This is a genomic window from Synechococcus sp. R3-13 (genome assembly GCF_047462195.1).
GTDB lineage: Bacteria > Cyanobacteriota > Cyanobacteriia > Thermostichales > Thermostichaceae > Thermostichus.
Genome location: NZ_JANSIO010000065.1, coordinates 1 through 13,806, shown reverse-complemented (window position 1 = coordinate 13,806; position 13,806 = coordinate 1). Strand labels below are relative to the sequence as shown.

Here is a 13,806-nt window from a genome sequence, read left to right as displayed (position 1 = left end):
CTCCTGTCCCCAACCACAGGGAGCCGCCCCAGCAAAGGGCCAACCACTTTGCCCAAGGGCTGAAGTCAGGGGGGAAGTTGCAGGATTTCACCGTAAAAACCGCCACAGTAAAGAAAGGCCTACCCCACCGAAAATCATATTCGGCAACCAGGCAGCCAGCCAGGGATCGATGTGCTCAACTCGACCCATCGCTCGTCCCAGGCTCATCAGTACATAGTAAGTAAACACCAGAACAATCGCTAGCGCCACGCCGCCGTAGCGCCCCGTTTGCCGCACCGTTTGCAGGCCCAAGGGGGCAGCCACCAAGATGGCGAAAAAGCTGGCCAAAGGAATGGCGAACTTGAGGTGGTATTCCGTCAGGCAGCGAGCCACATCGGCAGAAGGACGTTGCTCCGCTCGATATCGCTGGCACTGCTCCCACAGCTCCCCCGCCCGTTGCTCTTGGGGCACCTTTTCCGCGTACACCAGGCCCACCAGTTTGTTGACGATGTTGAGCTGCATTTCTTCCACCTGGCCTTCATAGTAGGTGCGCCCCTGCTCGTCATAACGGCGGATCACCACATCTCGCAGTTGCCACGATTGGCCCACCTGCTGCGCGGTTTGAGCGGAGATCACCTGCGGATAGCGCAGGTGGCCGGTCTCAGCTTTGCGATCCAGGATCAACAAATCCTGCATCAAGCCGGTCTTCGGGTCAATCGATCCGACATGAAACCAGAGATCATCATCCACCCGCACGATCTCTTCTGGATTAAACAAAAGAGCATCTTGAGCCAAGATGAGGTTCTTGTTCAGGATTTTCACCTTTTGGTTGGTTTCCGGCACAATCACTTCATTGGTCAACAGCGCCAAGCCGCTGATCAGCAGGCCAATACAGAGCACGGGGATAAACACTTTGCGATAGGGGATCCCAGCAGCACGCAGGGCGGTGATCTCGCTGTCGGCTCCCATTTTGCCCAGGGTGAGCAAGGTGGCAAAGAGGCCGGCAATGGGAAAGGTGACCACCAAAATGGCGGGCAAATTGAGGATGAGAATGTGCAAAATGGTTAGCGGAGGAGCGCCCTTTTTCACCAGCAGATCGGTGTAGATAAAGAGCTGGTTGCCCAGCATCAGCACCGTCCCCCCGGCCACTCCCAGAAAGAAGGGGCGAATCATCTCTTTGAAGAGATAAAACTCCAAAAAGGCAGCCCCCAATTTCAGGGATCCCCAAAAGCTGCCCGTTTGAGCAGGAGCTCTGCGCAGTTTACCCTCGGCGAGTGGGGCAGTCATTACATCACCTCGGATCACACTCTCAGCCAAACCTAGACGATAAAAAACCCCAGATGGAGCCCGTCAGAGGGCGTCGGTGATGCGAAACTGAAACATTCCCTGCTGCTGCTCGTCTCCTTCGACGGTGTATTCATCCCGTTTCATGTTCAGGGTGACCAGCTTGCCGCTGAGGCGATTGGCGCCCCGGCACATCTGATCCAGCGCATTGCGGCCTGGCAGGGCTTGAGCGCTCTCCCCGGGAAGGCGGTTGACCTCTCCCCGATCGCAGAGCACCACAGGAGCCTGTTCGGCGCTGATTTTGAAAATTTGTTCTCGGTCGAAGTAATCGGCGCGATCCCCTTCGATGGCGCGGTTGGCCTGCACAATAACCACATTGCCGAAGAAGCGGGCATCGCCGCTGGCTTGGTCGATCTCCACCCGGTCGGCGTAGATCACCGTCGGCTGATCCACATCCGCCTGGGTCTCTGAGTTTTGCAAGCGCCGCGCCAGCCAGTCCCCTTCGATCTGCTCGATCACCACCTCTCCCCGCAGCTCCACCTTTTCAGGGGTGATGGTGGCTTGGTTGGCCTTGGCCCTACGTCCCCGCTGGATAAACTCGACGGCATCGCTAAACTCGGAAGTACCGGTGCGGGAGTTGTAAACCAGGCGGGCAGCCCGCACTTCGGTTTCGGCTTGGCGCAGTTCTTCCGTCAGGGATCCCCCGCCGGGCGTGGGGGTAGAGGCAGCCATCTGCCGGTAAAGGACGTTCTCTTCAAAGAAGAAGATCTTGTCGCGGTGGTTGCCCTCTAGGCGGGCTGAGGTGAGCACCCGTCCGGGCTCTTCCAGGGTGACCCCTCCGGTCAACAAACTTTGGGATTCGCGGCGGCGGTAGGTGCCCTGGGCCGACCGGATGATGGTTTCCCCCTGCTGGATCTCCAGGTTGCCTTCCCCTTGGGCAATTTGCGTGTTGCGGTCGTAGGTGAGGCGGTCGGCGATGATAGTGACTTCTTGATCCTGTCGGTTGGGGGTTGCCTCCGGGCCGGGGGAAGCCTGGGCCAAGCGCAGATCCGCCAACAAGGGATCCCGGCTGCTGTCGCCGGCCACCTCCTGTAACACCACGCCGCCGGAGAGAATGCTTTGGGCCTGTTGCCGCAGGTAGGTGCCCTGGGGAGCGCGAATTTCGATGCCACGTTCGCGAATGCGCAGGTTCCCTTTCCCCTGAGCCACTTGTTGGGTGCGGTCGTAGGTGATCTGGTCGGCGGTGATGGTGATGGAAGCGGGATCCGCTGCAGCACTGGCCACCCACTGGGAAGCGCTGGCGGGATCGGTCGGGGGGGCGGCTGCCGGGCTGTCGGTGCGCAGCACCACCAGCTTGCCCTGCTGAGCGCTGAGAAGGGCAAATTGAAAGTTAAACGAGCCAGAGCGGCCCTGCAACACCATTTCCCGGCCTTTGAGGGTGAACTCCGCGGGCACCTCGATGCGTTCTTCGGGGGTGACTCTCAGGGCGCTGGTCAAGAGCAAGCTGCCATCGTCGCTCCTCACCTCCACCTCGCCATCCAAATACAGCTCGTCGGCGGTGGCATTGTAGCGGGCTCGCTTGGCCCGCCAAGTCATCTGCTCGCTGCTATCAAAAAAGGGATCCGGCACCCCTTCCTGTCGGTCGGCGCTTTCTCCGTAGAAGTAGCCGTGCGCCCCCTGCTCAAATACCTGTTGCCCGGCTGCCAGATCCACCTGCTCGGCGATCAGTCGCCACCGCTGATGGCCTCCCCGACGACCCAAGATATCTACCCTGCGGCTGACCGAGAGGGGCTGGTCGGGGGGAGGAGACTCCACCTTCACTTCTTCGATGTCGATCGACAAGGCCCAGCCCACCAAAGCAGCCAAGATGCTGCTCCCCAACAGCGCCACCCCCAGGTTGGAATTGAAGAATCGCCCCATCCTATTCTTGCTGCCGCCTCACCTCGACCCGAACCGATGACTCACCTCAGAGGCCATGCTCTGACCTAGCGCACTAGGCTGTAGCTTATCTCATTTTGCCGGCTGCACCGGAGGGATCCCGCGCACACCTAGCCTTAAGCCGACTTTTCAGCCTTCAGCCATAGCGGCTGAGGATGAACCCTAGCCCCAGAAACAGCCCCAGCCAAAAGTGGAGGCCGACGGCAATGAACTTGGAGTGGCTAATCCGCTGCGGCTGGTCATGGTAAGCCCCCAGCAGGCGGGAGAGCCGCACTGCAAACGGGATCCCCGCCAAACTCAGCAGGGTCCAAGCCGGAAAGATCCCCAGCCCCACAAACAGCAGCATCAGGCCAAAAAGGCTGCCGCAGAGCCAGGGGATGAGGCGGGCCGAGCGCAAGGTTCCCAGGCGGGCCACCGGCGAGCGCTTGCCGCAGGCTAGGTCATCCTGCACTTGATGGAAATGGGAACAAAACAAAATCAAGCTGGTCGCCATTCCCACCACCAGTGAGGCCGCTAACCCCGGCAGCGACCAGGTCTGGCTTTGGCTGTAGTGGGCGGCCAAAACCGCCAGCGGCCCAAAGCTGAAAAAGCAGAGGATCTCCCCCAGGCCCTGGTAGCCCAGGCGCAGGGGCGGCCCTTGGTAGGCATAGCCCAGCCCGCAGGCCAGCAGCACCAACAGCAGCACCGTGGGATCCGATTGCCGCCAGCTCAGCCACAGGATCCCCAGCAGCCCCAGAGCCAAAAAGGCATTCCCCACCCAAAACACCCGCCCCGGCTTGCCTGTCAGGTTAACCAGGGAGTGGAGTTTGTTTTTGTCCACCCCTGTCTGGGCATCGAACACGTCGTTGCTGAGGTTGACCCAGGCCAAGATGCAGATGGCGGCTCCCAAAAACACCCCCAAAACCCCCAAGTCCAGCACCCCTGACTGGGCATAGGCAATGGCGGATCCCACCCAGATGGGCATGATCGCCACACTGTACATGGGGGGCTTGAGGGCAGCCATCCACAATTGCCGGCGGGAGGGGTCACTCCATGCGACCTCTGCTGCTGGCTGCACTTGGCTGACATCTGGATGCATGCGAATTCTCCTTGGGGAGCAAGCCTGCTCTGGGGCCCGTCTCCGGATCTGTCTATATCTGTTCTGTAAGGTAGAGCGCCTGAGAAAGCATCCCCCAGGATGCTAAGAAACTTTGCAGTCCGTGAAGAAGCTCCTCAGATCTGGCCCCCAGAAGCTCAGGCTGCCGGCCCTTCTCCTAATCTCTTATCCTAAAGTCATCTTCTGCCGGTCTCCATCGACGGGTGTCCTGTTTTCGGCCAAGGTGGGATCGTCTTCTTTTTCTTGCGCATGACCTCTTCTCTTTCCCCTTGGAATGCCCACGGTACGCTTGAGTGCCTGGAGTGGCCGAGAGCATGGCCGCCGACTCGCACTTCTGCTTGGACAGGCGAGACGGGGAATCGGCGCCACTGGGATCCCTTCCTAGCCGCCTGCCAACAGATGGCGCGGGCGCGGGGTGTTCCCCAAATCCTCAGCTTGTCGCAGCCCATCCCAGAGCTGGATCCGCTGGCGGTGCTGGCCCAGAGGCTGGGTTCGCTCCCCGCAAACCGATTCCCGAGCTACTGTTATCTCTCCCACAAGGCCCACGGGGAAAGGGTGCGGGTGTTGGGATGGGGATCCCTGCGGCAGGTTGATCTCGCGGGAGAAGGGGGCTTGCGGGCGGCACGGAGCTTTGTAGAAGAGCTGCAGCCCCATGTCCATACCGCTTGCGTCGGCAGAATGGAGCCCTCGGAAGTGGGAAGATTCCCAGACAGCCGGCAGGAACGCCCCCTGTGTTTCTGTCGCCTTGGTTTCAGCCCCAGGAGTGATGGGGGGGCGGCGCTGGTGCTGCCACGTTGGCAACTGTTGCAGGTACCAGGCTCCTGGGGATCCCTGACGGTAGCGCGGCTCAATCTGGAAATCGACCCCGAGAGCGACCTAGCGGCTTTGGCCGGGCAGATCACCGCCTTTTTTGCCCAAATGGAGCGCCTTTCTGGATCCCCCTTGCCCTCGTGGGAATTGCAAGCTCCTGTGCCAGTGAACTTGGAGGAAGCCCCCCTCTTGGCGCGCATCCAAAAAGCCCTGCAGGTGATTCAGGTGGGATCCCTGGAGAAAGTGGTGCTGGCCGAAGCCGTGGATCTGCACTTGCCTGTCCCGCCGTCAATCCCGTCCCTGCTGGCCTACCTGGAAAAAGATCATCCCGATTGCAGCATCTTTGCCTTTGCCGCTGGCGTCAGCGGGCCGAAGTCCTTGGAGGCAGATGCTCGGGGGAATTTGCCGGCCAGGCCTCTCCCCCTGGTCCAAGAGGGGGCCTTTCCCCAGGTTTTCTTGGGGGCCACCCCGGAGCGCTTGCTTTCCGTGTGGCAAGGTCGGGTGCAGATCGATGCCTTAGCCGGCTCCGCCGCCCGCGGCGCCACCCCTGTCCAGGATCGCCAGTTGGCCGAGGAGCTGCTCCGCAGCCCCAAAGACCGCCGCGAACACCAGTGGGTGGTGCGCTCGATCCGGGAGGCTCTGAGTCGGTTGGGAATGGATCCCTGCATTTCCCCTCAGCCTCGGCTGCTCCGTTTGGCCAACATCCAGCATCTGCAAACTTTGATCGAGGCCGAGCTCCCCGCCGATGTGCATCTGTTCGACCTGCTGGCCCAGCTCCACCCGACGGCGGCAGTGGGAGGGTATCCCCAGCAGGCGGCGCTGCAGTGGCTGGAGCGGTTGGAACCCTTTGATCGCTCTAGCTATGCTGCTCCTTTGGGCTGGGTAGATTTACAGGGCAATGGCGAGTTTGTGGTGGGGATCCGCTCCGCCCTAATTCGGGGGAATTGGGCCCGCTTGTATGCCGGTGCCGGGATTGTGGCTGACTCCAACCCAGAGCAAGAGCTGGCCGAGATTCGTCTGAAGTTGCGCTCTCTGGTGCAGGCTCTGGCCCTACGCCCTGCGGCTCTCCCGCTCCCAAGCCTCTGAGAGAGGGGATCGAGAGGGTGTTTCTGCCGCCACTGCGCGAGGTTGATACGAACCCCTCCACGAACAGCTACAGTGAGAAAGCCGGTCTTTGATTAGCCTCGGTGTCCTCTGCGGCATGGCGACCCTGAATCCCACCCATCCCCCTCGTATAGCCGGATCCCGCGCGCAAGTGGGGCTTTGGCCCGGCCTGATCCAGCACTATCGGGAATGGCTCCCCGTCAGCGCCAGCACACCTGTGGTCACGCTACATGAGGGCAACACGCCTCTGGTGCCTTCCCCGGCTTTGAGCCAACGGCTGGGGCGAGACTGTCAAGTTTACCTGAAGTTGGAGGGCCTCAACCCCACCGGTAGTTTCAAGGATCGGGGTATGACGATGGCGGTGTCCAAGGCCAAAGAGGCAGGGGCAGAGGCCGTGATCTGCGCCAGCACCGGCAACACCTCGGCGGCGGCTGCTGCCTTTGCAGCCAAAGGGGGTCTGCGGGCCTATGTGCTGATCCCAGATGGCTATGTGGCCAAGGGCAAACTGGCCCAAACCCTGATGTATGGGGCGGAGATCATCGCCATTCAGGGCAACTTCGACCAAGCGCTGGCCATGGTGCGGCAACTGGCGGAAACCTACCCAGTGGCTTTGGTGAACTCGGTTAACCGCTTCCGCTTAGAAGGGCAAAAAACCGCCGCCTTCGAGGTGGTGGATGCTTTGGGGGATGCCCCCGATTGGCTCTGTATCCCGGTGGGCAACGCGGGCAACATCACCGCCTACTGGATGGGGTTTTGCCAGTATCGCCAGCAGGGCAAGGCTACCCGTCGCCCTCGTCTCTACGGCTTCGAGGCTGCTGGTGCTGCTCCCATGGTGTTAAACCGGGTGGTGGAACACCCAGAGACGGTGGCCACAGCCATTCGCATCGGCAACCCTGCCAGTTGGGTGAAGGCCAAGGCGGCAGTGCAGGTGAGCGGCGGCCAGGTGGATAGCGTCACCGATGAGGAAATTCTGGCGGCCTATCGTCTCCTGGCCGCAGAGGAAGGGATCTTTTGCGAGCCGGCCAGTGCAGCCTCGGTGGCAGGATTGCTGAAATGGCGAGAGCAGGTGCCTGCCGAGGCACAGGTGGTGTGTGTGCTGACGGGCCATGGCCTCAAGGATCCCGACACGGCTACCCACCAGGGATCCACCCCCATCCACACCGGCGTTGTCCCTGAGCTGTCCGCTGTTGCCCGTCTGATGGGTTTTTAGGAGAGTCGATAAGTCGATACCGGTCAGGCAGCCTGCGACTTCATGGGCTCCGAGCAGGCCAAAATGAACTGGTCGATCTCCAGCAGGATGCGTTCTGCCTCGGCCAGAGAGGCCGGTACGCTTGCCAGCACCTGGGCATCTACTTCCGCAGCCTGCTCCGCTTCTTGCAAGAGGTTCATCGAGTCATGGCCGAGCAGGAGCTCCAGCTCGTTCAGGGTTACCATGGCCAGTTGCTGTTCGGCTTGATGGAGCTTATTTTGCAAAGTCTGAACTTGTTCGGTTTGCGCCTTCAGCCCGACTTCCGCCTGCTCCGCGCGAGACATAGCCAGTTGTGCAGCCTGCTGGGCCTCATCCCGCTGAGCTTTCAGGAAGGCCATCTCTTGCTCCAATTGGGCCAATCGCTCTTGCAGGCTGTAAATGTGCTGATCCCGGTCTCCCAAAGCTCGCTCTAGCTCGCGATTTCGAACTTCCATCTGCTGACGAGCTTCGTTCGCTTGGGCTAGCTGTTCCGCCAAGTTTGCCATTTCCTCTTCCACGTTGGTAAGCCGACTCAAGCGTTCCAAAACCTGAGCATTTTCCGCTTCAAGTTTCTCAATCAGCGCTTGAGCGCTCAACAGTTCTGCTTTGGTGGAGTCCAGCTCGCCACAGACTTGATCGTAGTTGGCGATTAGCTCGCCAAGCCGGGCTTCTTTGGCTTGCAGTTCTTCTCGCAAGGAGTTCATCCAGCGGTCGCTCTGCTCAATCCGCTGTTGCAAGAGCGGCAGTTGAACCAGAGCTTGTTGGGCAGCACTGAAATAGCCAAGGAGTCGTTTGAAGTGGCGCTGTAGGTGGCTGTGGGACTGATCCAATTTGTCGAAGGCTTCGTTGAGAGAGAGATAGGCCTCGCACAGTTTCATGTAGCGCCGAGCCACAGAATCAGGATGATCCATAGGGTTATAGAGTCCAGGTGGGGGTGCCGTGTCTATTTTATGCTGTTCATTCTATTGGCCAAGCCTGGAGAAGGAGGCATTTGATACAACAACTGGGGGCTTAATTTTACTTTAATATCCGGTGCCCCAATCTCTCTTGCGAGCCAAGGCCAAAGATTCTGCCCCAATACAGCTTCAGACGTTACCCACAGGCTACACAGAGACTAAAGCGGCTCCTCAAAAGCAATTGAAATCTTGTCTTGACCACACAACCGGTTCATCTACATATTTAGTGTTCATGAGAAGATGCCCACGAGCTCTAGCGCTAGATGTGCTGCAAAAGTAGGGCTCTTCATGGCTCAAACCGGCTGCGCATTGGGGATCCCTAGCTTCTCCAAATAGGCGGCTGCCCGCAGCAGTTTGGCTTCTTGATAGGGGGCGGCCACCAGTTGTACGCCAAAGGGCAGGGATCCACTCTCGCGCAACGGCACTGAAAGCACCGGCAGACCGATAAACGAGAGGGGCTGGGTGTAGAGGCCGAGGTTGGGCCGGGTGAGAACTTCTACCCCATCGATCACCATCTTCTCTTGGCCAAGTAAGGGGGCAGAGCAGGGGGTGGTGGGGGCAATGAACAGATCGATCTCCTGAAAAATGGTCTGCACCTGCTGGCGATACCAGCGGCGAAAGCGCTGCGCCTGCAAGATCCAACTGGCGGGCAGCAAAGCTCCGGCCAAAAAGCGATCCCGGGTGGCCGGATCGAAGTCGTGGGGGCGAGTTCGCAGGTTGGGCAGGTGCAGGTTGGCTCCCTCGGCAGCCGTGATCAGGTAGGCGGCGGCGCGGGCGCGCTGGGCTTCCGGGATCCGCACAGTCTGGCGGGCCCCCAGGGCTTGGGCCACTTTTTCTACTCCGGCCAAGATGGGGAGCTCTGCCCCTCGGGCAAAGTAATCATCCGCCACCGCGATGCGCAAGCCTTCGATCCCCTGCCCCAATTGCCCAAAGGTGGGATCTACAGGACGCCGGGTACAGACGGGATCTTGGGGATCCGGCCCTTGCATAACATCGAAGCTGAGGGCAATATCGGCCACCGAACGGGCCAAGGGGCCCACGTGGTCGAAGCTGGCGGCAAACAGAGCCACCCCTGCCCGCGACAGACGGCCATAGGTGGGCTTGAGGCCGTAGACGCCACACAAAGAGGCCGGTACCCGAATCGAGCCGTTGGTGTCGCTGCCCAGGGCGAGAGGCACCAAACCTCCTGCTACTGCAGCTGCCGAGCCGCCGGAGGATCCCCCCGCACTGCGGCTGAGATCGTGGGGGTTGTGGGTGGGGCCGTAGTGGCTGTTTTCGGTGACGAAGCCGTAGGCGTACTCGTCCATGTTGAGGGTGCCCACCAAGATTGCCCCTGCCTGCTTGAGACGAGCCACCACTGTTGCATCTTGGATGGCCGGGGGGTTCTCGCGGTTGATTACTGAGCCAGCTAGGGTGGTGAGGCCGGCCACGTCAAACAAGTTCTTGACGGCAAAGGGCACCCCTGCCAGCGGGCCCACCGGGATCCCTTGAGCCACCTGTCGATCCACCTGCTCCGCTGCTTGCAGAGCCGATTCCTCCAGCACGGCTGTGAAGGCATTGAGCTGGGGATCCCGCCAGCGAATCCGCTCCAGACAGGCGGCCACCACCGCTTGGGCGCTCACGGATCCCTGGCGGACAGCCCTGGCAATAGAGACCGCGTCAGCGCTGCCGAGAAGGTGGGGATCCCCGGTCATGGCTGAGGGTCAAAGGTGGGATCTGGCTCAACTATCGGCGGCAACGGGAACTCCAGCACCTGTTGAGCAATGGGCAGAAAGCGGGCAAAATTTTCGATCACCCCTGCTCGGTGTTCAGGATGCAGGGGCAGTTGCAGCAGTTGGGCCATTTGATCGACGTAGGTTTCGGGATCCCAGGGCTGCATGGTTTTGGGGTCAGGGAGCCGATTGCAGCAAAAATACCACCACTAGCCTCCAACAACAAGACCGTCGTCGACTAGGGAGCGGACATTTGCACAGTGTTGCCCTGCAGCGACCAGAGACGCTCGTTGGGCAAGACAGGGCGGGTTATCGCCTGCCGTTCCAGCTCATTCAAAGCAACGCGACGGCTATGTGCAGAGCGATTGGAAGCAGCGCTGGCTTGCAGGCGTTTGCGGAACAGACGCAACTGCTGCTGCTCTGCTTCGGGAGAAACATGCTGGGCAAAGAGGGGATGCAAGATTTTCTCCTCCTGATCAAACTGAGCCCGCAATTGCCGATAGAAGTGAAGGGCAGCAGAGGGATCCACCTGCTGGGGAGTGCGCTCTGATTGGTGCAAAAAGCGCGTCAGCTCCGGGATCTGATCCCGCAGATGTTGCTCCAGCCGCTCAGTTTGGGCGCTGAGGTGGGGATCCGCCTGGAGAGCCGACCTGAGCAGGGGGTAGAGAACATGGCGCTCCAGTTGAATGTGGCGGGAGAGGCGCTGTCGCAACCTTTGTACACAGAGGCGTCGCTGCTCCAGATCCAACTCCGGCGCTCGAGACAGGCGAGTCAAAAACTGTAGGATGACGCGGTGCTGTTCAGCACAAAGGGCAACCAGCGTACCGGCAGAGGCTGCTCGCGTCAGCGGGAGGGACTCCTCAGAGGACATGGCATTCACAGCAGAAAAGTTTCATCCTAGCTTAACTTTGTCAAGAAATGGTGGCTTGCGTAAGGGTACGGGAATAGCGCAGGTGTCTTGGATACACTCGGGCAGCAATCCTGGGAAAAGTTGTCCAGATCTGAACTCCGGCAACGCCACTCTCTAGGCTTGCACAGGCCAGCGGCGTTTCCAAGCAGAAGTGGGCTCCAAAGGGGATCCCTGCTGTTCCCGTTGGCGTTGCAGACGGATTTGCGCTCTATCTCCTTTCAAGGTGGGATCCCGGTAGGGCACGGCAGCGCGAGTTTTCAGGTGCTCCCACTCCATGGGGGAAAGAGGCGGCAGGTGGTCAGGTTGGGGCGAGGCCACTGTCCCCGGCCAAGGACGACCTACCGGGGGGGTAGAGCCGATGAAAAGCCCTGCTTCCAACAGAGCCGCTCGCACCGCCGCTGCACAGGAATAGGTGGCCAAAATGCCGGTTGGTCGCATCCGTTCAGCCACGGCCCGCAGGAAATCCACCGTCCACAGCTCTGGGCAAACAGAAGGCGAGAAGGGATCCAAAAACACCGCATCTGCCCACCCCAGCGGCACCTGCAACACCGTTTGCCGGGCATCGCCCCACAGCAGCGTTCCGCGCCAGCGCTCCGATTGCCAGGATCCCTGTTCAATCCAGTGTTGCCATTCTTGCCCAAAGCTCCAGGTGGATCCCACCCCTGCCTGCCAAGCTTGCCGGGGTACTTCCGGGGATCGCTCCAGGCCGATTACCTCCACAAGACAATCGGGCCGGATTTGCCAAATGGTTTCTAGGGCAAGGCCGGAGTTGTAGCCCAGGCCAAAGCAAATATCCAAAAGGCAAATGGGCTGGGCGGGATCCCGTTCCAACGGCAGCCGATCCAGCCGGCAAGGGCGGACAAACTTCTCCAAAGCCTCCTGGGCGGCACCACTGACGTTGTGAAAAGCCTGTCCAAACTCTTCCGAGAAAAAGGTCAGGGATCCATCCCCTGTGGTCAGCACCTGCCACCGAGTCTCCATCGCTTGCTGTTGTCTCTATTTTCAGTCGGGCGATTCTTTGATAGCTTGAGAACGTTGAGATGTGTTTCGCAGCTCACCGGCAGGGCTCTCGACATCCCTGAGTAGGGAGGATATTTCAACAGCTATGTCTCTACTGGATTGGTTTGCGGAGCGGCGCAGACAAACCTCTCTGAACCTGACAGGTAGCAGCCCCTTCGACAAAGAGCGTCAGGTAAGAGAGATTGCCGACGGCCTCTGGCAAAAGTGTCCTGCCTGTGACACTCTGACCTACACCAAGGATCTGCAGCAAAACTGGCAAGTCTGCCCTAGCTGTGGGCATCACCATCGCATTACAGCTCCAGAGCGGCTGGAACAGCTTTTGGATCCCGGATCCTGGCAACCCCTCGACGAGCACCTGGCTCCCACGGATCCCCTACACTTTTTCGACCAAAAGCCCTACTCCGAGCGCTTGGCCACCTACCAGGAGCGCACCCAGCTCAAGGATGCCGTCCTGACAGGGTTGGGAAGCCTGGAAGGGATCCCGGTGGCGATTGGGGTGATGGACTTTCGCTTTATGGGCGGCAGCATGGGCTCGGTGGTGGGAGAGAAGATCGCCCGCCTCACGGAACGGGCCACCTGCGATCACCTGCCTTTGATCCTGTTTTCGGCTTCGGGGGGAGCCCGCATGCAGGAAGGGATCCTCAGCCTCATGCAGATGGCCAAAACCTCAGCCGCCCTACAAAGGCACCGCGACGCCGGACAATTGTTCATCTCTGTGCTCACCCATCCCACCTATGGCGGGGTGACTGCTAGCTTTGCCATGTTGGGAGACCTGATCCTGGCCGAGCCAGGCGTGCAGGTGGGGTTTGCCGGGCCGAATGTAATCGAGCAAACCATTGGCAAGGGCAAGCTTCCCGAAGGCTTCCAAACCGCCGAATATTTGCTGGCCCAAGGGCTCATCGACGCGATTGTGCCCCGCACCGAGTTGCGCAAGCGCCTGGCCCAGTTGCTCTCTATGCACCGTCCCCGTTTGCACATGTCCCTTCCCTCCATAGACTCGGAGGCTTTAACCCTGCAACCTATGCTGTAGGTAGATCCGCCTAAGATGCGGAATTTGTGGCCGAGGCCGGATCCCTTCCCTGCGGGGGATGGAGTTCCTGCTAAGCTCTGGGGCGGCTCTTACTTCATGGGTTTACACGGCTTCCCTCTGGCTTGTTGGGAGAGGAGCTGGGGGCGAGAGGGCAGATGTTTTTGGAGGGAGCCGCGCTGTCCCTGGGGATCTTCACAAGATTTCCTGGTGGGCGGTAGCGGATGGTGTTAAGGTGGGGCATGAGGTCTTCACTGGAAACGATGGATTTCAAGCTGCGCATCCGTACTGCCGAAACTCCGCAAGGGCAAAAACTGGCAATTGTGCCCCTGGAAGGTCGTTTTGACGCCAAGGCCGCCTCAGAAGTTCGGCAATTGCTCCAGCAGGTTTTAGATTTCGGTTATCCCAATATGTTGATCGACATGTCATCGGTCACTTTTATGGACAGCTCTGGGCTGGGGGTGTTGATCTCGGCTTTGCGCAAGTGCCGTGCTGCCGGGGGCAACATTAGCCTTTGTTGCGTGCCGGAAAGTGTGGCCCTCGTCCTCAACCTCACCTCCATGGAAAAGGTACTGACCTGCTTTAGCGACCTGGAGACCGGCATTGCCAACTTTTCCAGCGCTCCCACGGCTCGTTAGGCCGACATTAGGCCTTACTTTTGGGGATCCCCCGATGCTCTTTTCAGCCCATCAGCGAATTCTGGTGATCCCTCTAGGTTGTGTTGATCTTTCATTTGAGCCAA

12 protein-coding genes are annotated in these 13,806 nt (G+C 59.9%); 4 read left to right on the top strand and 8 right to left on the bottom strand.

The annotated features are described in order from the left end of the window. Nucleotides 1-87 precede the first annotated feature (87 nt). The 3 genes from NW856_RS02160 to menA all read right to left on the bottom strand — a co-directional run bounded on the left by NW856_RS02160 (nt 88) and on the right by menA (nt 4,279). Nucleotides 88-1,266, bottom strand: a complete 1,179-nt coding sequence (locus NW856_RS02160) for an LptF/LptG family permease (RefSeq protein ID WP_414398867.1) — start codon at nt 1,264-1,266, stop codon at nt 88-90. 63 nt (nt 1,267-1,329) lie between these two features. Further along, nucleotides 1,330-3,183, bottom strand: a complete 1,854-nt coding sequence (locus NW856_RS02155; RefSeq protein ID WP_414398866.1) for an LptA/OstA family protein — start codon at nt 3,181-3,183, stop codon at nt 1,330-1,332. Between the two features lie 154 nt (nt 3,184-3,337). Continuing rightward, entirely contained in the window at nt 3,338-4,279 is a 942-nt protein-coding gene (gene menA / locus NW856_RS02150; RefSeq protein WP_414398865.1) for a 2-carboxy-1,4-naphthoquinone phytyltransferase, read from the bottom strand. A 267-nt stretch (nt 4,280-4,546) separates the two neighbouring features. Between menA and NW856_RS02145 the strand changes: the two genes are divergently transcribed. Both NW856_RS02145 and thrC read left to right on the top strand, forming a co-directional pair. Next, nucleotides 4,547-6,193 (top strand): isochorismate synthase, encoded by a 1,647-nt coding sequence (locus tag NW856_RS02145; protein ID WP_414398863.1) that lies wholly within the window; start codon nt 4,547-4,549, stop codon nt 6,191-6,193. Nucleotides 6,194-6,362: 169 nt separating this feature from the next. Further along, on the top strand, nt 6,363-7,421 hold the full coding sequence (gene thrC / locus NW856_RS02140; protein ID WP_414398868.1) for a threonine synthase: 1,059 nt from the start codon (nt 6,363-6,365) through the stop codon (nt 7,419-7,421). Between the two features lie 23 nt (nt 7,422-7,444). Here the strand turns inward: thrC and NW856_RS02135 are convergent, their stop codons facing one another. The 5 genes from NW856_RS02135 to NW856_RS02115 all read right to left on the bottom strand — a co-directional run bounded on the left by NW856_RS02135 (nt 7,445) and on the right by NW856_RS02115 (nt 11,998). Beyond that, the gene (locus tag NW856_RS02135; protein WP_414398862.1) at nt 7,445-8,350 is read right to left on the bottom strand and encodes a hypothetical protein; all 906 of its coding nucleotides are present in this window, start codon (nt 8,348-8,350) and stop codon (nt 7,445-7,447) included. 338 nt (nt 8,351-8,688) lie between these two features. Beyond that, nucleotides 8,689-10,089, bottom strand: coding sequence for an AtzE family amidohydrolase (locus tag NW856_RS02130; protein ID WP_414398861.1), 1,401 nt, complete (start codon nt 10,087-10,089; stop codon nt 8,689-8,691). Next, on the bottom strand, nt 10,086-10,274 hold the full coding sequence (locus NW856_RS02125) for a DUF4089 domain-containing protein (RefSeq protein WP_011430915.1): 189 nt from the start codon (nt 10,272-10,274) through the stop codon (nt 10,086-10,088). The genes NW856_RS02130 and NW856_RS02125 overlap by 4 nt, the downstream gene beginning before the upstream one ends. A 71-nt stretch (nt 10,275-10,345) precedes the next feature. Further along, complete coding sequence (locus NW856_RS02120) at nt 10,346-10,978, bottom strand: hemerythrin domain-containing protein (RefSeq protein ID WP_414398860.1); 633 nt, start codon at nt 10,976-10,978, stop codon at nt 10,346-10,348. A gap of 153 nt (nt 10,979-11,131) precedes the next feature. Next, entirely contained in the window at nt 11,132-11,998 is an 867-nt protein-coding gene (locus tag NW856_RS02115; protein ID WP_414398859.1) for a tRNA (5-methylaminomethyl-2-thiouridine)(34)-methyltransferase MnmD, read from the bottom strand. A 124-nt stretch (nt 11,999-12,122) separates the two neighbouring features. On the opposite strand from NW856_RS02115, the gene accD reads away from it, so the two are divergent. Both accD and NW856_RS02105 read left to right on the top strand, forming a co-directional pair. Then, on the top strand, nt 12,123-13,067 hold the full coding sequence (gene accD / locus NW856_RS02110) for an acetyl-CoA carboxylase, carboxyltransferase subunit beta (RefSeq protein WP_414398857.1): 945 nt from the start codon (nt 12,123-12,125) through the stop codon (nt 13,065-13,067). 239 nt (nt 13,068-13,306) lie between these two features. Beyond that, nucleotides 13,307-13,702, top strand: a complete 396-nt coding sequence (locus NW856_RS02105) for an STAS domain-containing protein (RefSeq protein WP_414374470.1) — start codon at nt 13,307-13,309, stop codon at nt 13,700-13,702. Nucleotides 13,703-13,806 lie beyond the last annotated feature (104 nt).

Bases quoted from the DNA above. Each gene is read 5' to 3' on its own strand.
- NW856_RS02160 (WP_414398867.1), bottom strand. From the start codon at position 1,266: ATGACTGCCCCACTCGCCGAGGGTAAACTGCGCAGAGCTCCTGCTCAA.
- NW856_RS02155 (WP_414398866.1), bottom strand. From the start codon at position 3,183: ATGGGGCGATTCTTCAATTCCAACCTGGGGGTGGCGCTGTTGGGGAGC.
- menA (WP_414398865.1), bottom strand. From the start codon at position 4,279: ATGCATCCAGATGTCAGCCAAGTGCAGCCAGCAGCAGAGGTCGCATGG.
- NW856_RS02145 (WP_414398863.1), top strand. From the start codon at position 4,547: ATGACCTCTTCTCTTTCCCCTTGGAATGCCCACGGTACGCTTGAGTGC.
- NW856_RS02135 (WP_414398862.1), bottom strand. From the start codon at position 8,350: ATGGATCATCCTGATTCTGTGGCTCGGCGCTACATGAAACTGTGCGAG.
- NW856_RS02130 (WP_414398861.1), bottom strand. From the start codon at position 10,089: ATGACCGGGGATCCCCACCTTCTCGGCAGCGCTGACGCGGTCTCTATT.
- NW856_RS02125 (WP_011430915.1), bottom strand. From the start codon at position 10,274: ATGCAGCCCTGGGATCCCGAAACCTACGTCGATCAAATGGCCCAACTG.
- NW856_RS02120 (WP_414398860.1), bottom strand. From the start codon at position 10,978: ATGTCCTCTGAGGAGTCCCTCCCGCTGACGCGAGCAGCCTCTGCCGGT.
- NW856_RS02115 (WP_414398859.1), bottom strand. From the start codon at position 11,998: ATGGAGACTCGGTGGCAGGTGCTGACCACAGGGGATGGATCCCTGACC.
- accD (WP_414398857.1), top strand. From the start codon at position 12,123: ATGTCTCTACTGGATTGGTTTGCGGAGCGGCGCAGACAAACCTCTCTG.
- NW856_RS02105 (WP_414374470.1), top strand. From the start codon at position 13,307: ATGAGGTCTTCACTGGAAACGATGGATTTCAAGCTGCGCATCCGTACT.